The sequence below is a fragment of the Humibacter ginsengiterrae genome (genome assembly GCF_054780115.1).
The window spans coordinates 162,513-185,273 of sequence record NZ_BAAGWY010000003.1; the positions used below are offsets into that span (position 1 = coordinate 162,513).

Annotated in this window: 23 protein-coding genes and 1 tRNA gene; 19 read left to right on the plus strand and 5 right to left on the minus strand. The window is 64.4% G+C overall.

Annotated features, from left to right (window positions below; genetic code table 11):
• Positions 1–34: 34 nt before the first annotated feature.
• Positions 35–295 carry a DUF6223 family protein gene (locus ACYVII_RS05650; RefSeq protein WP_460532307.1) on the minus strand — a complete coding sequence of 87 codons (261 nt, stop codon included), beginning with the start codon at positions 293–295 and terminating at the stop codon, positions 35–37.
• A 45-nt stretch (positions 296–340) separates the two neighbouring features.
• Positions 341–1,453 carry a PLP-dependent aminotransferase family protein gene (gene serC, locus ACYVII_RS05655; protein WP_460532310.1) on the minus strand — a complete coding sequence of 371 codons (1,113 nt, stop codon included), beginning with the start codon at positions 1,451–1,453 and terminating at the stop codon, positions 341–343.
• Between the two features lie 148 nt (positions 1,454–1,601).
• Between serC and ACYVII_RS05660 the strand changes: the two genes are divergently transcribed.
• Both ACYVII_RS05660 and ACYVII_RS05665 read left to right on the plus strand, forming a co-directional pair.
• A complete protein-coding gene (locus ACYVII_RS05660) occupies positions 1,602–2,294 on the plus strand; it encodes a metal-dependent transcriptional regulator (RefSeq protein ID WP_460532313.1) in 693 nt (230 codons plus the stop codon).
• Between the two features lie 497 nt (positions 2,295–2,791).
• On the plus strand, positions 2,792–3,469 hold the full coding sequence (locus ACYVII_RS05665; protein WP_460532316.1) for a C40 family peptidase: 678 nt from the start codon (positions 2,792–2,794) through the stop codon (positions 3,467–3,469).
• A gap of 130 nt (positions 3,470–3,599) precedes the next feature.
• Here ACYVII_RS05665 and ACYVII_RS05670 read toward each other — a convergent pair whose 3' ends face one another.
• Entirely contained in the window at positions 3,600–5,732 is a 2,133-nt protein-coding gene (locus ACYVII_RS05670; RefSeq protein WP_460532319.1) for a heavy metal translocating P-type ATPase, read from the minus strand.
• A 332-nt stretch (positions 5,733–6,064) separates the two neighbouring features.
• Between ACYVII_RS05670 and ACYVII_RS05675 the strand changes: the two genes are divergently transcribed.
• The 8 genes from ACYVII_RS05675 to ACYVII_RS05710 all read left to right on the plus strand — a co-directional run bounded on the left by ACYVII_RS05675 (position 6,065) and on the right by ACYVII_RS05710 (position 12,495).
• Positions 6,065–6,562, plus strand: coding sequence for an HNH endonuclease (locus ACYVII_RS05675; protein WP_460532322.1), 498 nt, complete (start codon positions 6,065–6,067; stop codon positions 6,560–6,562).
• Positions 6,563–6,607: 45 nt separating this feature from the next.
• Positions 6,608–6,679, plus strand: a tRNA-Arg gene (locus tag ACYVII_RS05680).
• Between the two features lie 91 nt (positions 6,680–6,770).
• Positions 6,771–6,968: a hypothetical protein gene (locus ACYVII_RS05685; RefSeq protein ID WP_460532325.1), complete on the plus strand. Its 198-nt coding sequence runs from the start codon at positions 6,771–6,773 to the stop codon at positions 6,966–6,968.
• A gap of 146 nt (positions 6,969–7,114) precedes the next feature.
• Positions 7,115–8,830 (plus strand): alpha/beta hydrolase, encoded by a 1,716-nt coding sequence (locus ACYVII_RS05690; RefSeq protein ID WP_460532328.1) that lies wholly within the window; start codon positions 7,115–7,117, stop codon positions 8,828–8,830.
• A gap of 32 nt (positions 8,831–8,862) precedes the next feature.
• On the plus strand, positions 8,863–9,369 hold the full coding sequence (locus ACYVII_RS05695; RefSeq protein ID WP_460532331.1) for a hypothetical protein: 507 nt from the start codon (positions 8,863–8,865) through the stop codon (positions 9,367–9,369).
• 663 nt (positions 9,370–10,032) lie between these two features.
• The gene (locus ACYVII_RS05700; protein ID WP_460532334.1) at positions 10,033–11,385 is read left to right on the plus strand and encodes an acyltransferase family protein; all 1,353 of its coding nucleotides are present in this window, start codon (positions 10,033–10,035) and stop codon (positions 11,383–11,385) included.
• Positions 11,382–11,684, plus strand: coding sequence for a TM2 domain-containing protein (locus ACYVII_RS05705; protein ID WP_460532337.1), 303 nt, complete (start codon positions 11,382–11,384; stop codon positions 11,682–11,684). Before ACYVII_RS05700 ends, ACYVII_RS05705 begins: the two co-directional genes overlap by 4 nt.
• Positions 11,665–12,495 carry a MerR family transcriptional regulator gene (locus ACYVII_RS05710; protein WP_460532340.1) on the plus strand — a complete coding sequence of 277 codons (831 nt, stop codon included), beginning with the start codon at positions 11,665–11,667 and terminating at the stop codon, positions 12,493–12,495. Before ACYVII_RS05705 ends, ACYVII_RS05710 begins: the two co-directional genes overlap by 20 nt.
• 20 nt (positions 12,496–12,515) lie before the next feature.
• Here the strand turns inward: ACYVII_RS05710 and ACYVII_RS05715 are convergent, their stop codons facing one another.
• Positions 12,516–13,400, minus strand: coding sequence for a DUF2268 domain-containing putative Zn-dependent protease (locus ACYVII_RS05715; protein WP_460532343.1), 885 nt, complete (start codon positions 13,398–13,400; stop codon positions 12,516–12,518).
• A 117-nt stretch (positions 13,401–13,517) separates the two neighbouring features.
• On the opposite strand from ACYVII_RS05715, the gene ACYVII_RS05720 reads away from it, so the two are divergent.
• Complete coding sequence (locus ACYVII_RS05720; protein WP_460532346.1) at positions 13,518–14,399, plus strand: hypothetical protein; 882 nt, start codon at positions 13,518–13,520, stop codon at positions 14,397–14,399.
• A 377-nt stretch (positions 14,400–14,776) separates the two neighbouring features.
• Here the strand turns inward: ACYVII_RS05720 and ACYVII_RS05725 are convergent, their stop codons facing one another.
• Positions 14,777–14,974 carry a hypothetical protein gene (locus ACYVII_RS05725; protein ID WP_460532850.1) on the minus strand — a complete coding sequence of 66 codons (198 nt, stop codon included), beginning with the start codon at positions 14,972–14,974 and terminating at the stop codon, positions 14,777–14,779.
• On the opposite strand from ACYVII_RS05725, the gene ACYVII_RS05730 reads away from it, so the two are divergent.
• From ACYVII_RS05730 to ACYVII_RS05765, 8 genes are all read left to right on the plus strand, one after another.
• Positions 14,928–15,077: a hypothetical protein gene (locus ACYVII_RS05730; RefSeq protein WP_460532349.1), complete on the plus strand. Its 150-nt coding sequence runs from the start codon at positions 14,928–14,930 to the stop codon at positions 15,075–15,077. The genes ACYVII_RS05725 and ACYVII_RS05730 overlap by 47 nt on opposite strands.
• A 19-nt stretch (positions 15,078–15,096) precedes the next feature.
• Complete coding sequence (locus tag ACYVII_RS05735) at positions 15,097–16,101, plus strand: LacI family DNA-binding transcriptional regulator (RefSeq protein WP_460532352.1); 1,005 nt, start codon at positions 15,097–15,099, stop codon at positions 16,099–16,101.
• A gap of 62 nt (positions 16,102–16,163) precedes the next feature.
• Positions 16,164–17,228 (plus strand): Gfo/Idh/MocA family oxidoreductase, encoded by a 1,065-nt coding sequence (locus ACYVII_RS05740; protein ID WP_460532355.1) that lies wholly within the window; start codon positions 16,164–16,166, stop codon positions 17,226–17,228.
• Between the two features lie 29 nt (positions 17,229–17,257).
• Positions 17,258–18,259 (plus strand): sugar phosphate isomerase/epimerase family protein, encoded by a 1,002-nt coding sequence (locus ACYVII_RS05745; RefSeq protein ID WP_460532358.1) that lies wholly within the window; start codon positions 17,258–17,260, stop codon positions 18,257–18,259.
• 32 nt (positions 18,260–18,291) lie between these two features.
• On the plus strand, positions 18,292–19,158 hold the full coding sequence (locus ACYVII_RS05750; RefSeq protein WP_460532361.1) for a sugar phosphate isomerase/epimerase family protein: 867 nt from the start codon (positions 18,292–18,294) through the stop codon (positions 19,156–19,158).
• Complete coding sequence (locus tag ACYVII_RS05755; protein WP_460532364.1) at positions 19,158–20,117, plus strand: NHL repeat-containing protein; 960 nt, start codon at positions 19,158–19,160, stop codon at positions 20,115–20,117. Before ACYVII_RS05750 ends, ACYVII_RS05755 begins: the two co-directional genes overlap by 1 nt.
• A gap of 149 nt (positions 20,118–20,266) precedes the next feature.
• On the plus strand, positions 20,267–21,586 hold the full coding sequence (locus ACYVII_RS05760) for an ABC transporter substrate-binding protein (protein WP_460532367.1): 1,320 nt from the start codon (positions 20,267–20,269) through the stop codon (positions 21,584–21,586).
• 171 nt (positions 21,587–21,757) lie between these two features.
• On the plus strand, positions 21,758–22,612 hold the full coding sequence (locus ACYVII_RS05765; protein WP_460532370.1) for a carbohydrate ABC transporter permease: 855 nt from the start codon (positions 21,758–21,760) through the stop codon (positions 22,610–22,612).
• Positions 22,613–22,761: the final 149 nt, after the last annotated feature.

The following is a 22,761-nucleotide window of genomic DNA, read 5'->3' on the forward strand; positions in this document are numbered from 1 at the left end:
GTTTGGGGACGGAGAGAGCACCTCTGGACGGTCGTCAGCGACCGGCGCCCTTGCGCCGTGCGCGCACCCGCGAGACCTGCGCGTACACGAGCCCGATGAGGCCGAGCACGACGCCGACGATCGCGGTCGCGGGCACCCAGCCGTGCCCGGATGCGGCCAGCGGGCCCGCGAACACCGCCGCGGCGATGGCCGCGATCACCCAAAGCACCGTGCCGACGCCGAGCGCGGCGCGGTCGTCCGTCTTCATGGGCGGCGGATCAGGCAGCCGCTCGCTGTCTTTCAGCCACAGTCGCACCGCAACGACCCCTCCCCGAAATCAGCCCAGACGCAGACGAGAACCTCAGCCGATGTGCTCGACGACGTATTCGATGCAGCGGATGAGCTGTCGCACGTCCTCTGGCTCGACCGCCGTGAACGTCGCCACGCGCAGCTGGTTGCGACCGAGTTTGCGGTACGGCTCGGTGTCGACGACGCCGTTCTCGCGCAGCACCGAGGCGATCCGCGAGGCATCCACGTCGTCGAAGTCGATCGTGACGACGACCTGCGACCGGTTCTCCGGATCTTCGACGAACGGATGCGCGTAGGTCACCGAATCCGCCCACTCGTACAGTGCGCCAGACGACTCCGCGGTGCGCGCTGACGCCCACTGCAGGCCGCCGTTGTCGTTCATCCAGCTCACCTGCGCCTCGAGCATGACGAGCGTCGCCAGCGCGGGCGTGTTGAGCGTCTGATTGAGGCGCGAGTTGTCGACGGCCTGCTTCAGGCTCAGGGAGTCCGGAATGTAACGGTCGGATGCCGCCACGCGCTCCACCCGTTCCAACGCGGCTGGCGAGAACAGCGCGAGCCAGAGCCCGCCATCGGACGCGAAATTCTTCTGCGGAGCGAAGTAGTAGACATCCGTCTCTGATGCCTCGAAGTCGACGCCGCCCGCCGCACTCGTCGCGTCGATCACCGTCAGTGCGCCCTCGTCGCCGTGCACTCGGCGAACCGGAGCCATCACCCCGGTCGAGGTCTCGTTGTGCGGCCAGGCGTAGACATCAACGCCCTCGATAGCCTCCGGAGTGCTGCGCGAGCCCACCGGCGCCTCGATGACGTGCGGCTTCTGCAGCCAGGGAGCGGATGCCGCCTTCGCGAACTTCTGACTGAACTCGCCGTAGACGAGATTCTCGGAGCGGTTCTCGATGAGGCCGAATGCAGCGGCGTCCCAGAATGCGGTCGAGCCACCGTTGCCGATCACTACCTCGTAGCCGTCCGGAATTCGGAACAGTGTCTCCAGTCCCTCGCGCACCCGGCCCACGAGCCCTCGTACCGGAGCCTGTCTATGGGATGTTCCGAGCAGCGTGGACTGCGCAGCGACGAGCGCGTCGACCTGGGCCGGACGCACCTTCGAAGGGCCGGCGCCGAATCGGCCGTCGGAAGGCAGAAGGGACTCGGGAATCGCGATCGCAGGCATGGCGTTCAGTTTAGGGCGGCCATCCATCGCAATCCTGCTCGGATGAGCACTCGGGCGGGCGTAGACGAGCGTCGGTGCCGCTGCGGCGCGCCGGTAGGCTTGAAAAGGCGCCTTCGGCTGCCGGTTGAGAGAACCACAAGGGGAAGCGATGACCGACCTCGTCGACACCACCGAGATGTACCTGCGCACGATCCTCGATCTCGAGGAGGAGAACATCGTGCCGTTGCGTGCGCGCATCTCGGAGCGACTCGGCCACTCCGGTCCGACGGTCTCGCAGACTGTGGCCCGCATGGAGCGCGACGGGCTCGTCGTCGTCTCCGGCGATCGGCATCTCGAACTGACCTCCGAGGGCCGCCGCCGAGCGGTGCACGTCATGCGCAAGCACCGTCTCGCCGAACGGCTGCTCTCCGACGTGATCGGTCTCGAGTGGGAATACGTTCACGAAGAAGCATGCCGCTGGGAGCATGTGATGAGCGAGCAGGTCGAGCACAAGATCCTCGACATCCTGGGGCATCCCACCGAGACGCCTTACGGCACCCCGATCCCGCGCATCGAGGACCAGGGCATCGGTCTGCACAAGGCATTCCTTGACGGAGTTCGGAACGTCGTGGATGCCACGTCCGGCTCCGGCGAGCGCGTCAATGCCACGATCAGGCGGCTGGGTGAACCGGTGCAGTTCGAACCGGAGCTGCTGGCGCAGTTGCGCCAGGCCGGCATCTTTCCGGGCGCGGCGGGCGCCTTCTGGCGGTCCGGCTCGTACGTCGCGATGCAGATCGACGGCTACGACGAGGCACTGGAGCTGCCTAGCGAGGTGGCGAGCCACATCTACGTGGCGGCGTAGACCTTTCCGTCCCCAACGCACTTTCGTTCACAGGCGAGGAAAACGCCTCGAAAACGATGTGACAAATTGATAACGGTCCCGTATCGTCGTACGAGTCCACAGACCAGCACCCGGTCGTCGGACCCGGCTCAAGACGCTCCCGAAAGCCCGTCTCTTGAGTTTGCGACGCCGAACTCTTCACGAGATCTCGGACGGGGTGGCTACCTAGTGCCAGCGGAGCGCCGGAGGTTCACACCTTGGCAACAATAGGTACGAGCGGTCTTCCCGAAGACCGCGACCCGAGTACTACCGGCAAGGCGAACGACTCGAACGACTCCCTGAACGCATCGACCGCAGTGTCGCGTCGCAGCCTCAGGACTTCGGAGCGCGCCGGTTCGCGCCGGGTTCAGCGGTCATCCGCTGCAGTTCAGCGCGTGGAAGGTCCGGTCAGTTCTTCGGCCTCGGCCCCTGCGCGCAAGCGCAAGCGCCGGTTGCGGCCCCTTGCCAATCTCGCTGTCATGGCGATCGCCGGTGGCATCGTCGCCACCATCGCCATCCCCGCGTACGCGTTCAATCCGCAGACGTCGAATCAGGCATCCTTCGGCACCAGTGCCATCGACACTCTGAAGAAGACGCACTCGCAGTCGGTCAGCGTTTCCAACGCCGTCGCCGGACCGGTGACCGCTGTCGACACGTTCAGCGCCACGACCGAGCAGCAGCTGGCGGATCAGAAGGCCGCAGCGGCGGCCGCTGCAGCGCGGGCCGCTGCCGCAAAGCAGATGGAAGCCTATGGGGCCGCGTACAGCGGACCCACCGCTGCGGACTATCTGAAGAACCCGCCCTATCCGAACTTCAGCCTGGCGCAGGTGTTCAACGTCGCCAAGCAGTACATCGGCACGCCCTACGTCTACGGCGGGGATACGCCGGCAGGCTTCGACTGCTCGGGCTACGTCATGTTCGTCTACGCCCAGTTCGGTATTTCTCTTCCTCACTCTGCCGCCGCGCAGGGGGCGATGGGGACGCGCATCTCGATTCAGGATGCTCAACCGGGCGACGTCGTGATCATGCTCGGCGGGGCGCATGACGGTTTCTACGCCGGCAACGGAAACATCATGGACGCCCCTGATGTCGGTCGCAGTATTTCGATTCGCCCGATCTGGACCAACGACTTCTACATCGTTCGCTTCGGCATTTGACCGTGCTCGGAGCCGGCGGCAAGTCAGCCCCGGCCTGAAGGCTCGGGAATTCGATTCCACAAGCCCAGTGATCGGCGTGCCACAAGGGCGTGGCTCGCCGATCCTGTGTCCGCCGATTGCGACTGCCGGCTCAGCGCCTGCGGACGACGGCCGGCTGCGGTTCCCTTGGTACAGGCGCCACGCTGGGGCCCATCGGTGCGTTCGCGCGGATGTGGGGGCGCAGGTCGAGCCGACGCAGCAGCTGAGCGTTCAGTGCCACGACGATCGTCGAGAGCGACATCAGGATCGCCCCGACCGACATCGGCAGAACGAACCCGACCGGAGCGAGGACGCCGGCCGCGAGCGGCACGGAGATCAGGTTGTAGCCGGCGGCCCACCACAGATTCTGCTTCATCGTCGCGTAGCTGCGACGCGAGAGCTCGATGACCGAGAGCACGGAGCGGGGATCGTCGCTCGCCAGAATGACGCCCGCGGACGCCATGGCGACATCCGTGCCGGCTCCGATCGCGATCCCGACGTCGGCCTGGGCGAGCGCAGGCGCATCGTTCACGCCGTCGCCGACCATCGCGACACGTCGGCCCTCACCCTGTAACTCCTTCACCTTGGCCGACTTGTCTTCCGGACGTACGTCCGCGAAGTAGCGGTCGATGCCGATCTCCAAGGCGACCGAGCGCGCGACCTCTTCCGCATCGCCGGTGATCATGACGACCTGGATGTTCTTGGCATGCAGTGCCTGGATCGCCTGCTTCGACTCCTCGCGCACCTCGTCGTGCAGCTCGAGCGCCCCGATCGCTCGGCCGTCGGCGAGCACGTGCAGCACTGTGCCGCTGTGCTCCCGCCTCCGATCGAGCTCATCGAGCTGGTTGACCCGTTCCTGTTCGAGCAGCTGGGGGCCGCCCACCTGGATGCGGGCGCCGTCGACCTGAGCCGACACTCCGATCGCCGGCGAGGACTCGAAGCCGGTGGCCGCCGGCACTCGAAGCCCGCGGTCCTCGGCGGCCAGCACGATGGCACGGGCGAGCGGATGCTCGGAATCGGCTTCCGCCGCCGCAGCCAGCGCCAGGACCTCGGCTTCGTCGCGGTCGCCCCTCGCCTGCACCAGCGACACGGTCGGCTCTCCCTTGGTCAAAGTGCCGGTCTTGTCGAAGAGCACGGTGTCCACCGTGCGCATGCTCTCGAGCGCGAGTCGATCCTTGACCAGCACACCGCCGCGCGCGGCGCGTTCCGTCGCGATCGAGACGACGAGGGGGATCGCCAGTCCGAGTGCGTGGGGGCAGGCGATCACCAGCACGGTGATGGTGCGAACGACGGCCTCGTCGGGCATCCCTATCGCCGTCCAGACGATGGCGGTGAGAACGCCGGCGCCGAGCGCGAACCAGAACAGCCATCCGGCCGCGACGTCGGCGATGCGCTGCGCCCGTGAGCTGGAGCTCTGAGCCTCGGCCACCAGCCGTTGGATGCCCGCAAGCGCCGTGTCGTCACCGATCGCGGTCACGCGCATCCGAAGTCCCGAATCGGTAGCGACGGTTCCAGCGACCAGACGGTCACCCATGTCGCGGGGAACCGTGCGGGACTCGCCGGTGATCATCGACTCGTCCATGCTCGCCGTGCCCTCGACGATGACGCCGTCGGCGGGCACCCGGGCACCCGGACGGATGACCACCAGATCGCCCACCCGTAGTTCGCTGGGCGGCACGGGCACCGTGCGGCCGTCCTCGACACGCTCGGCCTCATCCGGAAGGAGGGCGGCGAGGGAATCGAGCGCCGAGCTGGTCTGCGCCAGAGACCGCATCTCGATCCAGTGCCCGAGAAGCATGATCACGATCAGCAGCGCGAGCTCCCACCAGAAGTCGAGCCCGTGGTCGAGCAGCCCGAGGCTGGCGCCCCATGACGCGACGAAGGCGACCGTGATGGCGAGCACGATCAGCAGCATCATGCCCGGCTTCAGCGCGCGGATCTCATCGAGAGCGCCGCTCAGGAACGGCCTGCCTCCCCAGAGGTACATCACCGTTCCGAGCGCGGGCGAGATCCAGGGCGCCCATGCGGCACTCGGCAGCTGGTACCCGAGGATCATCGCGAACATCGGGGAGAAGCCCACGACCGGCACCGCAACGATCAGCATGATCCAGAACAACCGGCGGAATTTCGCGACGTGGTCAGCGTGCGCGGCGTTCTCTGCTCCGTTGTGCATCTCATCCATGTCGCCGACAACCGGATACCCCCCACGGGTATTCCGTCGTCTCCTGGGGAGAGTGTGTCGCATCGGTGTCTGCTCTGTTGCATCAGGCCACCGGCAGGTGAACGCTCCTCAGTCACGGGCTTCGGACGGCGTGCCACGGAACCGTGCTGCAAACATCCTGCGTTACCCTGTAGCCCTGATCATGTTCGTCCGCGATCCTCTGGAGCACTCCCGCATGGGAAACCTTCGGCATCACAGCCACCACTGCTTCCACCACCACTGTGCGTGGAATCACTAGGCGTCGTCATCCTGACGGCGCCTTTTTTGTTGCCTGTAATGCCGGATGCTCGTAACTGGGGACCGTGGACGAATGCGAGAGATACGGAAAGCCATTCCGATCAATCGAGAGGACGTCGATGCGCACACTGGTGCTGAACGCGGGATATGAGCCCCTGGCCGTCGTGAGCTTCAAACGAGCGTTGGCGCTGGTGATGAGCGCCAAGGCGACGGTCGTCGAGGTGGATGCCGAACATCCGGTCTGGAGCGTCGACACGGTCTTCGACCGACCCTCGGTCATCCTGCTCACCCGCTATGTGCACCTGCCCCACGGACGAGCCGTTCCGGTCTCGCGCCGCGGTGTGCTGCGCAGGGACGGCCACCGCTGCGCCTACTGCGGCAAGTCCGCCACGACCATCGACCACGTGCTGCCGAAGTCGCGCGGGGGAGCGGATGCCTGGGACAACCTCGTCGCCTGCTGCCTGCGCTGCAACAACGTGAAGGGCGACCGCACGGCCGCGGAGATGGGCTGGTCGCTCAGGTCCACGCCTCGTATGCCGCACGACCCGGCGTGGATGGTGCGCGGTGTGGAGCACGCGCTGCCCGAGTGGCAGGGCTACCTCGCACCCGCCGCGTGAGGGCGATCGTGGGCCGGCATTTAGCCAGCTAAACTTATCGGGCCAGCCTCTGTAGCTCAATGGAAGAGCAGTTCCGTCCTAAGGAAACGGTTGGGGGTTCGAGTCCCTCCAGGGGCACCGCGGCCGGCCACCGTCTCCAGTAGACGATCGCGTTCATCTTGGCACGGGTCCATCTCCTAGACTCTCGTCCGGGACTCGGGAGGAACGCGTGAGGCTGAAGCTGTCCGTTGTCGTCGCCGGTGTGCTCGGTTCGGCAGACGTCGTTTCCGCGCTGAACGATGCGGGTGTGCAGCAGAAGGTGTGCGCAGGTGCTGTGGCCGACAGTTTGCAGCAGGTAGGTTCGGTGCCGGCGGAAGCTGCGACCGAGCTCGTAGGTGCTGACGCGTCTTTGGCGAGGGCGTTCTGATGGGTGTGAACGTTGCAGATCCGGGTGCGGGTGAGCCGTGGGGTATCAGGGCGCTTGCGGATGCCCGGTCGAAGAAGGCTGCGGAGCTGCGCAGGGCGCATCAGTCGCTGAGCGGTGCAGCTTCCGACGCGTCGAGTGGCGCCTGGGTGGGGAAGACGCAGGTCGCGTTCACCAGCACTGTGGGGTCCGTGCTGCCGCAGGTGCTGTCGTTGGCGGACGGGCTGGATGCGCAGGCGAGCGCGCTGTACACGTACGCTGCGCAGGTGCAGCATATCCAGGACCAGCAGCAGACGCTGACGCGGTTGCGGTCCACCGAGCAGGCGCATTTGGCCTCTTTGACGAAGCAGCAGAGTGCGCTGGCTCGTGCTACCCGGATGCCGAACCCGGCTGAGGAGGACGTGCGGAAGGCGCACCGGGTGGGGGTGCACATCGCGGATTCGCAGTCCCGGCTGGCGGGCATCCAAACGCAGTGGAACGACTTGGTCACCCAGCGCAGGCAAGCGGACAAGGCGTGCGCTGATGCGGTTACGGGTGTGAACGTGCTCGGTGCGACGTGGAAGCTCAGTGGTGGCCGGATGTCGGGGAAGACGCCGGACCAGATTCTGGACATGCTGACCGGGCTGACTCCGACGCAGCTTCAGGCGCTGCTGGCGGCGCATCCGGAGTTGGCGGGCAAGATCGCCAAGGCCGACCCGACAGCCGTCGCCGCATGGTGGAACAGCATGAACAGTCCGCAGACGGACCCTGCCACAGGAACCTACGTCCCGTCCGACGCGCAGGCGGCGCTGATCGCGGGCATTCCCGCCATTATCGGCAACCTGAACGGTGTTGCGTACTGGGCCAGGGACAAAGCGAACGAGGCCGTGCTGAATCAGCGAATCGCCGAGGACGAGAAGGATCCAGCCCGCGATGCGGATGAACTGAAAGCGCTGAAGCAGGTGGCCACCGCGCTCGGTGCGGGCCTTCAGGGGAACCCGCCGCGGGAACTCGTGTCACTGAATGTGCAGACCCAGCCGCCGTTGGCGGCTATCAGCACCGGCGATATGGACCGCGCGACTCACATTTCCTACATCGTCCCCGGCATGAACACGACCGTTCAGCACGACATGGGAAACTACGTCAACGCTGCGAAGGACATGCGTTACGAGCAGTGGATCGTGTCCGGCGTCGATCCATCACATATCGCCGTGGTCGCGTGGCTCGGATACCATCCGCCGACGAACGACTCGTTCTGGGAAGTGGCTGGCGACGGCGATGCGGCGAACGGCGCGCCTGCATTGGTCGGAGCGCTGGACGGAGCATACGCGGTGCATGGGGCGTCAGGCGCGGGAGCGGACGTATCCGTTATCGCGCACTCCTATGGCACCGATGTTGCAGCGCTTGCGCTGACGAAGTCCCATGCGGACCATGTGGTTCTGCTCGGCTCACCCGGTATCGCGCCTGCTGTGCCCAATGCAGCAGCTATGCACGTGCCGGCGGGACAAGTCTTCGCCTCTCAAGCGCATCATGACGGTTGGGCGAACGCGGGTCAGGCCTTCGCTGACCTGGTAGGAAACGACCGCGCCGATCCCACAGCCTTCACGTTCGGTGCACACGACTTCAGCTCCGAGAATTCTAAGGTCGGTACGACCGCATTGCATGCGGTCACGCAGCACGGCCCTTTCGCACACTCCCACGGCAACGACGCCTACAGCTACCTCGACAACTACACCACCGCGCAATACAACACCGCGCGAGCGACGATGGACCAAGGAAGTCAGATCCCTGTCGGCGACACGCCGTCTGACCGTTTGGGCATGCAGGCGCACGACCGATGGGAGAACTTGCTCAACCAGCACCAGATCTGGGCACCGGAACAATGAGACGGCGACCGCTACCCGTACTCCTGATTGCCGTGGTCCTGACCCTGACCGGATGTACGTTCGACTCGCCTATCCATGCCACGCCAACCCCAACAAGAACAGCGCATCAGATGTCACCAGAGGAATCGAAGTCCGAGGTTATGGGCCTTTACCAATCGATCGCAAAAGCAGTGGGTGGTAACTGGGTCATCGGCGGTGCTGACTGGAGCGACTGCACGCCCGACGGAGGAAAGCCACACTCCTACTTCGACTTCGGAGCTCAACGTCGCGCTCAACCTCTTCAAGCCGATCCGGACACGGTTGCCGATCAAGTGAAAGATGCCATGATCGCGAAGGGTTACTCGGTGCATATTCAACATGATCCGAACTTGACGCCGCCGCGCGCGGTCATAGGGTATCCGGGTGGCTACCTGCAGGGTTCCGAGGCAGACGGCTTCGGATTCCAGTTCACCGTTGGCAAGGACTATGCCGACTTCCGCATGACCGGGCATTGCGTCCCGGGTGACAGCTACTACCTCAACACCGGCAAACACCTCTAGCGGCCGCGTGACCCGAGTGTTGTCGCGCCGTCGAACATCGCGAGGCTGCAGGCGGAGTTGCCTGAGACACCTGAATACGGGCGAGGGGCTGTAACGATGTATGGGCAATCATGAAGACGCTTCAGCAGTTCGTCTATTACGCACAGTGGGCTGTGCCGGCACTCCTTGTCCCATGGTGGATCTTCGCGCCTGGTACTGGCGGTGGTGGATGGGTCTCATTGGCGGTCATGATGTGTTTGCCGGTGGTCGCATTCTTCTACATCGCGCCGATCGTGACAGCGGTTCGGGCGGACCGTACGGCTCGGCGAGTTCCCGTGCCGTACGCGTTTGTCACACTCGTCTTTTGGCTGTCTATGGTGGCCTTGCCCATGGCCATGGAGGGAGTAGGCGACAGTGCATGGCACGACCCGTCGATCTTCGAGACGTGGGGTATGCCATCAAGCTATGCGAGACCGGTGGTTTCGGCACTCATGATCCCTGCTGTCGTGACGTGGGTGCTGGGCATCGTGCTGTCATTCGGGGGAAAGTCAGCGCGGTTCGTGGCAGATTCATCGGACGGCACTGTGAGCCGGCGTTGATCAGCCAAAGATCGCCAATGCGATGCGTGTGTGCGCCTTTCGGTCGGCGTCCAGTGCCACCGGTGACAGTAGGAGTCCTTTCCGCATGACATCCGCAGCCCCGCCGCAGACTGACATCCTTCAGCGGCGCGATCTCACGCTCGACCTGGCTCGTGTTGCGTGCGTCTTCGTCGTCGTGATCGTGCACATCCTTTTCACGGGTGTCGGCGTCGCTCCGAACGGCACGATCGTCGTACAGCGAACGGTGGAGGGTCAGAGCTGGTTCGACGTTGCGAGCTGGATCGCGGACATCATGCCGCTGTTCTTCGTGATCGGTGGGTTCGCTGCCTGCGCCGGATGGCGCTCGGCACAGCGCAAGGGAGCCGACTCGGCGGCCTTCGTGCGCGCGCGACTGCAGCGCCTGGCCCGCCCGGCGCTGGTGGTTTTCGTCTTCTTCGCGGCACTGCTAACCGCCATCACCGTTCTGCCGCTGGGGCCGGGCATCCAGAAGCTCGCTGGCGCAGTGGTCATCGGCGTCGGCTCACCGCTGTGGTTTCTCGCCGCATACATGGTGGTGCAGGCTCTTGCGCCGGTGATGATCCGCTGGCATCAGCGCAATCCGTGGCTGCCGCTCGTGCTTCTGCTCGGCTGCGCCATCGCGGTCGACCTGTTCCGGTATCGGATCGTCATCGGAGTGTGGCACGTTCCCTTCCTTGGCACGAGCGGCTTCGGGTTCGGCAACGAGCTGTTCGGGGTTCCCAACGTGGCGTTCGTGTGGCTGTTCTGCCAGCAACTCGGGTTCGTGATGTACGACGGATGGTTCGCGCGGCAGCGCTGGTATTCCCTCGCCGCGATCGTCCTCGCCGCGTTCGCGGTGGCGGTGGGCCTGGTGCCCGTTATCGGCTACTCGTGGAACCTGCTCTCGGATCAGTGGCCGCCGACGGTTCCACTTGCCCTGCTCGGCATTGCCCAAGCCGCGATGCTGACGCTGCTGCATGGTCCGCTCCAGGCACTGATGAACACGAAACCCATGCGCGCGATCGTGTTCGCGTTCGGTTCACGGCTGATGACGATCTACCTGTGGCACTTGCCGACGATCGTCGCACTCACCGGAATCAGCCTTCTCGTTCCGGTGCTGTTGCCGTTCCCTGGGTCTCCGATGTGGTGGTGGACGAGGCCCGTGTTCTTCGTCGTCGTACTCGGGAGTGTGCTGATGCTCTCCCTATGGCTCGGCCGCTTCGAACGCATCCCACCCGAGGGCACCTTGCGGTTCACCGGGCGCGCAGCGACGATCATCGCCTCGGTGCTGTTCATCATCCCGCCGCTCGGAATCTCCGCGTTCGGCCTGGATGTCTGGCTCGCCTGGGCCGGTCTCATTGCGACGGCAGCGGCGCTGTTCCTCGTCAGTTCGAAGGAGCGGCTGGCTCAGGGTGCCGAGAAAGATACGATCCACTCATGAGCGACCAATCACCGCAGCCGCCGGCCGGCCCCGTGCCGACGAACGTGTACGTGACGCAGACCCCGGCCGGATACGGGCCGCCTCTGCCGCCTCGCAGCACCGGCACTGCTTACCTGCTCATGCTCTTCACGCTCGTCGGCGTTGCGGGCATCCAGCACTTCTACATCGGCAAGATCGGCCGGGGCATCCTCTGGCTGGTCACCTTCGGCCTGTTCGGCTTCGGCACGCTCGTGGATGTGTTCACGCTGCCGTCGCAGGTCAAGACGATCAACGCGCGTCGTGCCGTCGGCATCCGCTGACGCAGGCCCTTACCGCGAGCACGCCGACGCACAACGCACCGTCGGCGTCGTCGCGGATGACCTCGGAGTCAGCGTCCGTACCTTGCACCACTGGGATCGGCTGGGGATCGCCTCTCCCTCCGCACGTACTCCTGCCGGATATCGGGTGTACTCGGCGGCGGACCAGGCACGGCTTCGCCGGGTGCTGTTGCTCCGGGAGCTCGGTATACCGCTCGCCCGGATCAGCGAGGTTCTGGAGGCCCCCGCGGCCGAGCGCCGCGAGGAGCTGACGCGGCGTCGCGCCGAATTGGATGCCCGCATCCTGCAGTTGCAGGCGGTCGCCGACTCTGTCGACCGGATGCTCGCGGCCGACGAGCACGGTGTCGTTCTGACCGAAGAAGAACAAGCGGAAACGTTCGGCGCCGACTGGGATCCAGCGCACGCCCGCGGGGCCCGGGAGCGGTGGGGCGATTCTCCTCAGTGGGCGGAGTTCGCCGAGCGCTCTGCGATGCGCACACCGGAGGAGTGGCGTGACGCCACAGCGGCGATGGACTCGGTCATCCAGGCATTCGCCGAAGCACGCCGCTCGGGAGCCGACCCCGCCAGCGCTGGCATGCCCGAGCTGGCAGCCCGCCACAGAGAAGCGATGAGCGCGTACTTCCACTGCACGCGATCGATGCAGGTGCTGATCGCACGGATGTTCACGGCCGAGCCGGGCTTCGCCGAATACTACGACCGCGTCGAGCCGGGCCTCGCCTTCTGGATGCGCGAGGTGATCGAAGCGGATGCTCGCGCGCACGGCATCGACCCGGAGACCGCTGTCTGGGAGTGAGACGGCAGGAGTGAGACCGCTCAGGCGCGGCCGAGCGCAATGTCGATGATCTCGCGGCTCGGGGTGTGCAGCGCGTCAGCTGCCCGGTGGCCCGTCGCTGCGAGGTATCGGTCCACCAGCCGATTCCCGACTGCGTATCCCGCCCCGGTGGGCAGACCGACGGGCTCCGCTCCGAAGCGCACGGCCGTCGCGTCGCCGAGCACCCATGCCGCGAAGCTCTGCATTCCGGTCACCTCCAGCCCGGAGACCACCTTCTCGAACACCGCCTCGTCGTTCAGGTGCGGCCGTGCGATCGGCGTGTATCCGCGCTCGTCGCCGTAGAGCTGTCGGGCGAATGCATCCGCCAGGCCCTCGGAGACGATCTGTTCCCCAGCGGTCACCGTCGCCGGGTTCCAGACGACTCCGCCGGGCGCGTACCGCAGGTTGTGGTTCAGTTCGTGAACGGCCGATGCCTCCAGGCGGTCGAGATTCTCCTCCGTCGGCCAGATCGTCAGTGAGAGGTAGCCGGTCACGCTTCCGTTGCCGCTCAGACCCCTGACCTCCTTCATGAAGTGCTCGTCATCCGGATCACCCAGAATGAGCACGACGGTCAGATCCGGAACGTTCAGGTGCGGGACGGCGGCTGCCTGCACCTCCACGGCGTTCCCCAGCGCTCGCTCGATCCGGCCCCAGGCATCCGCGGTCCGCAACTGCTCGAGCCCTCGCCGAACCGTCTCCTCAGACCGGTCGAGGGGGAACCCGAAGCTCATCGCATGCATCCTGACGAGATCGACCTCGCCGGGGAAGTAGCGGTACATGCCCGCTGTGGGTGCCAGCATGGCGTTCAGTCTCTGCGCGCGGTCCTGCGGTTCTGCGTCGAGAACGGCGGCCGTGCCGGTCGCTGTGTCCAGCATCGTGATCGTCATGCCATCACGCTAAAGGCTGACGTTGCGTCAGGGTCAAGTCACGTGACGCTGGCCACACGCCGAGCGCCCGCGACATTAGCCTGGTCGCGACGGCTCCGGGAGCGGAGGTCAAGCATCATGGATGAGCGGCGACGGCTTCTCGAGCGCGTGTTCTCTCGCGAGGGTGCGGCAGAGGCGACCGAAGAGCATCGGGATCCGGCCACCGGTGAGACCGTGCGCATGACGCCGAGCCAGTGGGCGCTGGCCGAGTACGACCGGGTGCACGCGCGCGAGATCCAAGGCGGTGTTGATACACGCTCGGCAGACGCGGAGCAGGTGGATGCGAGCCGGCGTAACGCGCAAGGCGAGATCGATGCACGCGAGTCGAGTGGTGACGTCGGCGCGGGCGGCGCACGTGCCGACATCCGATCGTCCGACGAGGCCTCGTCTGTCCGGAATGCCCGCTCTCGACGGGCCGAGCGGATGCGGAAGGCGCTCCCTTATCTCGCGGCCGCGGGAGCGTTCGTGCTCGGCATCGCGCTCACGCTCGGCGTCCAAGCGGCGACCGTCCAGAGGTCCCACCCTGGGAACACTGCCAGCAGCGACGCCGTGGAGAGCGGCGGGTTCCCAGGTCCGCAGCCCGGCGAAGGCGACGAAGGAGCGACGCTCGTTGCCGTCACCCGGTACTTCGCGAATACGCCGCGTGTCGACGATCTCCCCGCCGACACCACTCGGGGATACGATCCGACCTCCTTCCATCTGGTCACCGGGAGTGTGAACACGAAGGACGGCAACGCCGTCTACGCCGCGCGCCGCCTCGACGGGGCGTACTGCCTCGTCCTGGTCTCGGATGCCGGCAGCGCGGCGGCGACCTGCGGCACGCTCGACGACATCGCTCGCCACGGGCTCAGCCTGACCACGGAGGTGGCGTCCGCCATTCGCACCGGGACGTTCGCGGTGACGGTGAACTGGGCGACCGACGGCACCATCAGCTGGAAGTCCGGGCCGTTTGCCGATTAGCGCCTACGCGCTCATGTTAGTTTGTCAGTACAAATGACTACTGTTCCGTGACAAGATGTCGGCGGCGAGGGAGTAGTGCGCATGCATGATCGAGACTGACGGCTCGCGGTCGCTCGCGGGCGCGGCCCCAGCCTGATCAGCTTCGGCCACATCCCGCTTTGCATCTTGGTGGCATTAGGGAGTGCCGTCGCGTTGCGGTTTTGGCCTTTCGGTAGAATGGCGCGCGCTAGCAGTGACTGAAGGACAGATCGCTGCAGGTGATAATGATGTTGGCGCAAAGGAGCGGTTGGATGACTCAGGATCTTCAGACAACCCGAGTTACGACAGCGGAAGGAACCCAGCTTCCGCCGCTGAGCCGTCGGCCCTACGACAGGCGCCTAGGTTTGGTCGCGGTCTTCGCCACGTTCGGCGGCCTCCTCTTCCGCTATGACACGGCGTTCTGAACGCGCGCTTTCGTGGTGCTCTGACTCACCAAGCGCCGTCATCTCCTTGCTCTTTCCATCGCTGATTACCGTGCTCGGTTTCGGTATGTTTCTTCTCTTCGCGGCTGTTGGCGTGATCGCGATTCTCTTCATGGCCAGGTTCATTCGCGAGACGCGCGGACGCAGTCTCGAGGAGTTCGGAGAGACGTACAAGACTGGCGCATTCAGTCCGGTGAGAGCTCGGCGAGCCGGATGATTGTGGCACTGTGAGGAGCATGACGGATATCGAGCGCCCACCCACGCAGCTCGATGTTGCACAGGCGGCTGGGGTTTCGCGAGCGCTAGTGTCGATCGCGTTCCGCGGCGTCAAAGGAATCAGCCCGGAGACACGGGATCACATCCTCACCGTCGCGGAGCGGATGGGTTATCGCCCCAATGCTGTCGCTGCGCGCCTCGCAAGCAAGCACACGGTGACAATCGGAGTCTTCTTGCTGGATCTTTACAACGAGATCTTCGCCGATATGTACGAGGGCATCCGCTCGGTGACCGAAGAGGGCAACCATCATGTTGTCCTTGCCATCGGCGCCTCTGGCGGCCACCGAGATACGCCAGCGATGGATAACCTGCTCCGAGCTCGCGCGGATGTCATTATCGCTGGGGGACTTATGCTCCCGGACGAGACGATCCAGCGCCTCAATCGGAGTGCTCCCATCGTCAATGTGGCACGAGCCGTACCCGAGATCGACAGCGTCTATCCGGACGATATCGATGGTGCACTGCAAGCGGTGGAGCACCTTTACAAGCTTGGGCATCGACGAATCGCTCACATCGCAAGCCCTGCGCGCCAGGGCTATACCGGTCGTCGGACGGGGTACGAGCAAGCCATGTGGGGGCACAAACTCGCCCCGCTGACGGTGGCGGCGGAATACAACCAGGAGTCGGCCGCCAGAGTTGCAGCCCAGCTCCTCTCCCTGGAAGATCCTCCAACTGCCATCTTCGCCAACAACGACGTAGCCGCCCTCGGGGTTCTCGACGTGCTCGATGCTATGGGTCTGCGGGTCGGCGAGGACGTGTCCGTCGTCGGATACGACAACACCCCCGTCGCGCATCTGCCCGCTATTTCGCTCACCTCGATCGACCTTCACGCCAAGCAACTAGGCGTAGACGCTGCGCGCATCGCACTCCAGCGAGTCGCGGACCCGATGAGTGAACCCCAGCACCTTTCATCCAAGCCTGAGCTCGTTGTGCGTCGTTCTACGCAGCCGCCCAGGAGCATCTGAGTAACGCCTCCTTGACCCATCGAAATTCTCTGCTAACTTGTGACTAGCGCGCGCTAGTAACGGTGAGCCGCAATCAATCTGATTTCGCGCAAAACGTCCTAGCGCTTTCAAAGGAGAAGAAGCACGTGACTGTCAAAGTCGGAGTGATCGGTGTCGGCCTTGCCGGAACCGCCCACGTCCACACCCTGGTCCAGTGGGTTGCCGGCGCCGAGGTCGCCGCACTAGCGGACATCGCGCTCGATCGGGCGCGCACTGCAGCCGTGGACTTGCCGGGCGATGTCGCCGCATACGCTGACCCGATCGAGTTGATCGATTCGCCACAGGTCGAGGCAATCGTCATCACCTCGATCGCCTCAACACACGCCGAACTCGTCTTGGCCTGCCTGGAGCGCGGGAAGCCGGTCTTCTGTGAGAAGCCGCTCGCTGTCACCGCCGAGGAATGCCAGGCGATCGTCAACGCGGAGATTGCCGGGGGAAAGCACCTTGTTCAGGTCGGCTTCATGCGCCGGTTCGACCCCCACTATCTTGCGCTGAAGGCGGCGATAGCGGACGGCGCGATCGGGGACATCGTGGCGATCCACGCGGCCCACCGCAACGGAAAGGTCCCGCCGACCTTCACCTCCGAGATGCATACGACGGAGTCGCTCATCCACGAGATCGACGTCCTCCGCTGGCTGCTGAACGACGAGTACGTGGACGTGCAGGTGAGCACTGTTCGCCCGGCAGACGGGAGCGACCTTCTCGACCCGCAGTATGTGCGGCTCCGGACCGCGTCCGGCCGGCATATCGATGTCGAGGTCTTCGTCAACGCGGGCTACGGCTACGACATCCGCACTGAGGTGGTCGGCCGGGTCGGTACCGCAAGCCTTCCCAGCCCCAACGCGCCGGTAATCAACATCGACGGTGTCGTCTCCGCCGCGCACCACGCAGACTTCCGAACACGATTCGCCGAAGCCTACAGGGACGAGCTCGTCGCCTGGGTCGCCGGCATCCCCCTCGGAATCGTTGCAGGCCCGAACGCCTGGGACGGCCTCGTCGCCGCTGTGGTGTGCGACGCGGCGATCGCGGCTCTCCACTCCGGGAACGTGGAAGTCATCCAACTTCCCGCCAAGCCTGACTTCTACTGACCACCACCGAATCGAACAGGAACACCACCATGCATATCGGAATCAACACCGACGGCCTCGCCACCCTCGCCCTCGATGAAATGCTCGACGCCGCCCGAGACCTCGGCATCGAGTACATCGAGTTCTCGACCGGCAACTGGTCGACCGCTCCGCACATCGACCTCGACACCCTGCTCGGCAGCCAGAGCGCTCGTGACGAACTCACCGAGAAACTCGAAAGTCGCGGACTGAAGCTCGACGCGTTCAACTGCTCGGGCAATCCCCTTCATCCAGGTCAGGAGGGCAAGGAGCATCGGGAAGTCACAGCGAGGACCGTGGAACTTGCCGAGGCATTCGGCATCAACCGCCTCGTCCTCATGTCCGGGCTCGCTGGAGCCCCCGGGGACCAGTACCCGAACTGGGTAACCGTGGCATGGCCGCCGTACACCGCCGACATCCTCAAGTACCAGTGGGAAGACGTGCTTCTTCCTTACTGGGCCGAACTCGTCCCCTTTGCGGAGCGGCACGGCGTGAACGAGCTGGCCATCGAGATGCACGGTCACCAAAACGTTTACAGCCCTGCGACGTTGCTTCGCCTTCGTGAAGCCGTCGGTCCGACCGTCGGGGCGAACTTCGACCCAAGCCATCTGTTCTGGATGGGTGCCGACGTGCTGGATGCCGTCGCGCAGCTCAAGGGTGCCATCCACCACGTCCACGCTAAGGACACGCGCCTGGAGAAGAAGCACCTCGGCAACAACACGGCTCTCGAGACCGCTTCCTTCGCCGATCCGGAGAACCGATCGTGGAACTTCGTCACGATGGGCTACGGCCACGACGAGACCTTCTGGTCGCAATTCATGGTCGCCCTGCGTCGATCCGAGTTCGATGGCATCCTCAGCATCGAGCACGAGGACATGCTGATCGATCCCATCGAGGCGCTCGAGAAGACCGTCGCGCTTATCAAACGCACTGCTTTCCTCAAGCCGTCCGCATACGAGGCGACGGTCGCGCGCTTCTTCGGAGCCGACGCCGAGATCAGCAGCCTCGTCTGACTAGATCACCAACACCTCGAAGGAGCATCGCGATGGATCGATCGCGGATCGCCGCTCAGCCCGTGTCCTGGGGCATCAACTACCTCCCTGGTTGGGGGCGGATGATCGGCGCCGACCAGATCGTGCGAGAAGTCAAGCAACTTGGACTCACCGCGCTGGAGTACCAGCCCGGCCTGTTCCCGCAGGACGCGACTGCCGCGCGAGCTCTCTTCGAGGAGTCGGAGCTTCGACCGGCAGCTGGATGGATTCCGGTCAACCTTGCTAAAGCGGATAGACGAGATGAACTCGCCACGTTCCGCGCGGCCGTGGGCTTCATCGCAGAGCTCGGCGCCCCGATCGCTACGATCGGGGCGGCCGGGCCAGCCGGCGACTTCGAAACCGCGGTCAACCTCGACGAGAGTGAATGGCGTTATCTCACTGCCGGGCTCGACGAGATCACCGATATTGCGGGCGAGCGCGGCGTACAAGTAGCGCTACACCCACACGTCGGAACCGCAGTCGAGCAGGAGACCGACATCGCGCGAGTAGTCGAGTCGACCTCGATCGGCTTCTGTTACGACGCAGGTCACATCGCCGCGGCCGGCGGCGACCCGGTGCGCGTCGCACGACTGATCGCCGACCGCACAGTGCATGTCCATCTCAAAGACGTCGACGCTGCCATCAACGCGCGACTGATCTCAGGCGAGATCGGATGGTCGCGCGCTGTAGGAGACGGAGTATTCACCCCGCTCGGTCGCGGCGATCTCGACCTTCGAGCAGTCCTCGACGCGTTCGCCAACTACACCGGCACGATTGTGATCGAACAGGACATCCGGCTCCTGGAGGACGGATCGGGACCGGCTCAGAACCCAGTCGCAAACATGGAAGTCAGCATCGCGTACCTGGAGGGCATCGACTAATGCTCACCACAGACCTCACAAAGCTGCAGTTGGACGACATCGAGTATGTCCCCGTTGAACAGCTCTCGCTGCCAATCACCTCAGGTTGGATGCACTCTGGATGTGCGATCACGAGCGACGGGACTATTGCCGTCGCCCACCCGCAGGGGCGACGGCTGATTCTGATCTCGCCAGACGGGAAGTCTAGAACCGTCTCGACCCCAGCCCTCGAGATGCACACCATCCTTCTGGACCTGTACGACGGCGATGACCGGCTGTGGCTGGTCAACAACGGCCACCGGTTCGTCTTCCATGAGCCCGACTACGCTCACTATCGAGAGGCCGGTTCGATCGCCCAAATCAAGCTCGACGGCACCGGCGTGGACAGGCTCGAAGCGCCAAACATCGATGCTTACCAGGACGAGGGATGGCAACCCACCTCGATGTGCCGAACGGCTGGTGGAGTGCTCTGGGTCGCTGACGGCTACGGTGCCAACCTCATCCACGAGTATTCGCCGGACGGACAGTATCGCCGCACCGTGAACGCAGTCGAAACCGGCGTAGCGCTCAACTGCCCACACGGCCTGGCCGCACGCGGCGATCAGGTGCTGATCGCAGACCGATCCAACCGCCGGATCCTCGTCATGGAAAACGGCGAGGTGAGCAGCATCCTCGACGCACCGCTCACGAGTCCATCAAGCATCCTCGTCCTCGGCCGGTGGCTCCTCGTCACCGAACTGCACGGTGGTCTCGCCGTCTTCCGTGACGACATCTATGTAGGCCACTACGCCCGCTCGCGAGACGACCACACGCGTGACGCCTGGCCGAACAGCCGCGACCAGCACGGCAATATGACGCGCCCGCCGTTGGGTGGGGAGCTACACAGCCCGCACGGGATCGCAGGCAATGGCGAGCGCATAATCATCACCGAATGGTTGATCGGCGGCCGGCTGAACCAGCTGCGGGCTATTTACCCGTGACGCAGGCTACGGAAGGAGGTTCAGGTGGTCGCGCAATTTGACTAGCGCGCGCTATTGACCTGAACGATCGGTTCGCCTATTGTTCGGACATATACACATGAATGACCTGCAATCACAGCGCAGGCTCTCGACGAGGAGGTCGGGCAAACATGAAGAATACGGCACGTTCACAGCTCATCCGAGCGGGTGCGATTCTCGCGGCTGCGGGCATCGCACTCGCCGGTTGCAGCGCAAGCAACAGCAACAGCGGCGGCAGCGGCACTGCAGACTCGGGCAATCTCAAGGTCCAGGTCTACGGTGATTGGCCGTTCGTCAAGAAGGACGCGGAGGAGTTCATGAAGCTCCACCCCAAGGCGAAGATCCAAGTCGGAGGAATTACCAACGATGACTTGCGCCAGTCCGGGGGCCGGCTCTTCACATCCAGTGACGCACCGGATGTCGTGTCATACACGCTTCAGCCCTCGCTTATGGAGGAGTGGATCTCGGCTGGCGCGCTCCAGCCGGTGGACGATGTCTGGAAGAAGTCGGACATCGCGAGCACGGTCAGCAAGACCACTACGCAGATCGCCACTGCCTCCGACGGCAAGCACTACGCTGTCCCCCTCGGCCTCACCCAGACGCCATACCTCTTCTATAACAAGGAGGCTTGGACGGCAGCCGGGGCAACGCTTCCGGATGCAACGACCCACCAGTTCGCCAGCCTCGCTCAGTTCAACTCGGACATGGACAAGCTGAAGGCCGCAGGCAAGATCCCGCTTTCTATCCCCGGATCCTTCATCGAGTACATGTTCAACGCTCCGTTCCAGACTTCCTGCGGAGCGAAGAAGTACGAGGAGATCGCCAGAAACTGGCAGCCGAACGGTGCCTCGGCACCGAAGTACACCGAAGCCTGCGCTGTCAAGGCGATCGATCAGCTCGACAAATGGGCAGAGGCCGGTTACTTCGCGCCGGGCCTGGAGAGCATGACGTTCGAGCAGTCCCAGACGCTCTTCGACACCCAGCAGGCAAGCTCATGGATCATGGGCTCCTGGGTGCCCCCTGTCTACGAGCCGAAGACCTTCAGCTGGGATTGGGCAATGCTTCCCTCCATCGGAAGCGAGCCGACCGCACACGGCATCGGGGTCGACTCATTCCTAATCCCGGCCAAGGCGAAGAACCCCGACCTGGCCAAGTCCTTCATCGAGTACATGATTCAGAAGAACACCCTAGAGCAGGGCATGGGGCGCATCCCGGCCCGCACCGACGTGGACCTCAACAAGGTGATCACCTCCAAGGTGGAGATCTCGCTCGCGGACGCCGCGGCCAAGGGAGAGCAGGTTCCCTACTGGTCCACCACCGCCACGGTGACTCAGGAGCAGGCGTTCGCGCAATACGTCGTCGCCGGCTCCATGACGGGGAAGATGACGGCCAAGGAAGCCGCTCAGAAGCTGCAGGAGGCTGCAGACACCTACCGCAGCCAGCACAAGTAGCGACTCTAACTGCAGGGCCGAGGGACGGAGCGTGTCCCCAAACTCCGTCCCTCGGTTCCACGGGAAACGTACCTCATGACAACACTCACTAGAACGCAACGGCGGCCGCGAGCAACCAACGGCTCCGCCCCTGCGCCCACGCTCAAGTCGAGCCGTAACTCGCAGCGTGCGATGTTCTACGGCTTCCTGATCCCAGCGATCGTGCTGACACTGCTCTTCACGATCTACCCGCTGATCCAGTCGATTCCGCTCATGTTCGAGCGCTGGGCAGGTTACGGGACACCCGCTAACGTTGGCTTCGCCAACTTCACAGCGTTGTTCGTCGACCCCGACTTCTACGCTGCTATGGCGCGGACGTTCTGGCTCACAGCCGCGACCGCCGCCGGCACCGTGATCATCGGAACCGCGCTCGCAATCGCGTTCTACCGGAAAGTCCCATTCTCGCGAACCCTGAAATTCCTGGCCTTCTTCCCGGTCATTCTGCCTCCGGCGGTTTACGCACTGGCATGGAAGAACGCACTGGATCCGACACTCGGATGGGTCAACCCCATCTTGAAAGCGATCAACCCGTCGCTGGCGCACAACTGGCTTAGCGACCCCGGTACCGCGATGTGGGCAGTCATCTTCGTTTCCACAGTCCAGTACGTCGGAATCCCGATGATCCTGATGCTCTCGGCGATGAACGACATCCCGGTTTCAGTCGACGAAGCGGCGACACTGGACGGCGTCAACGCCTGGGAGCGCATCTGGCATGTTGTTCTGCCGATGTCGAAGGACGTCCTCGTCGTCGTGATCAGCCTTCAGATCATCGGCAACTTCAAGACCCTCGACACGGTCTACGCGCTCACAAAAGGCGGACCCGGCCTAGCCACCGACATCCTCCCCACTTTCATCTACCGCGAGGGTTTCGAACTTTCGAACTTCGGGTACGCGTCCACCGCCGCCTTCTTCGGCACCCTGGTCATCGTCATCGTGACGCTGGTATACACGCATTACTTCCGACCTCAGAAGATGAGCAACCAATGAGCAACGCAACGGTAGCGAACACGTCGTTACGCACGGATTCCAGTTCAAGCGGGGCGCGGAAGCGTTCACCTAGGCGGGGCCGCCCGCACTCGATCGGTGCGATCGTCACGTCGATCATTGTCTTCGTCTACGTCATGGTTGGCGTCCTT

Bases quoted from the DNA above. Each gene is read 5' to 3' on its own strand.
- serC (WP_460532310.1), bottom strand. From the start codon at position 1,453: ATGCCTGCGATCGCGATTCCCGAGTCCCTTCTGCCTTCCGACGGCCGA.
- ACYVII_RS05660 (WP_460532313.1), top strand. From the start codon at position 1,602: ATGACCGACCTCGTCGACACCACCGAGATGTACCTGCGCACGATCCTC.
- ACYVII_RS05665 (WP_460532316.1), top strand. From the start codon at position 2,792: ATGGCGATCGCCGGTGGCATCGTCGCCACCATCGCCATCCCCGCGTAC.
- ACYVII_RS05670 (WP_460532319.1), bottom strand. From the start codon at position 5,732: ATGCGACACACTCTCCCCAGGAGACGACGGAATACCCGTGGGGGGTAT.
- ACYVII_RS05675 (WP_460532322.1), top strand. From the start codon at position 6,065: ATGCGCACACTGGTGCTGAACGCGGGATATGAGCCCCTGGCCGTCGTG.
- ACYVII_RS05700 (WP_460532334.1), top strand. From the start codon at position 10,033: ATGACATCCGCAGCCCCGCCGCAGACTGACATCCTTCAGCGGCGCGAT.
- ACYVII_RS05705 (WP_460532337.1), top strand. From the start codon at position 11,382: ATGAGCGACCAATCACCGCAGCCGCCGGCCGGCCCCGTGCCGACGAAC.
- ACYVII_RS05715 (WP_460532343.1), bottom strand. From the start codon at position 13,400: ATGACGATCACGATGCTGGACACAGCGACCGGCACGGCCGCCGTTCTC.
- ACYVII_RS05720 (WP_460532346.1), top strand. From the start codon at position 13,518: ATGGATGAGCGGCGACGGCTTCTCGAGCGCGTGTTCTCTCGCGAGGGT.
- ACYVII_RS05730 (WP_460532349.1), top strand. From the start codon at position 14,928: ATGTTTCTTCTCTTCGCGGCTGTTGGCGTGATCGCGATTCTCTTCATG.
- ACYVII_RS05725 (WP_460532850.1), bottom strand. From the start codon at position 14,974: ATGAAGAGAATCGCGATCACGCCAACAGCCGCGAAGAGAAGAAACATA.
- ACYVII_RS05735 (WP_460532352.1), top strand. From the start codon at position 15,097: ATGACGGATATCGAGCGCCCACCCACGCAGCTCGATGTTGCACAGGCG.
- ACYVII_RS05745 (WP_460532358.1), top strand. From the start codon at position 17,258: ATGCATATCGGAATCAACACCGACGGCCTCGCCACCCTCGCCCTCGAT.
- ACYVII_RS05750 (WP_460532361.1), top strand. From the start codon at position 18,292: ATGGATCGATCGCGGATCGCCGCTCAGCCCGTGTCCTGGGGCATCAAC.
- ACYVII_RS05755 (WP_460532364.1), top strand. From the start codon at position 19,158: ATGCTCACCACAGACCTCACAAAGCTGCAGTTGGACGACATCGAGTAT.
- ACYVII_RS05760 (WP_460532367.1), top strand. From the start codon at position 20,267: ATGAAGAATACGGCACGTTCACAGCTCATCCGAGCGGGTGCGATTCTC.
- ACYVII_RS05765 (WP_460532370.1), top strand. From the start codon at position 21,758: ATGTTCTACGGCTTCCTGATCCCAGCGATCGTGCTGACACTGCTCTTC.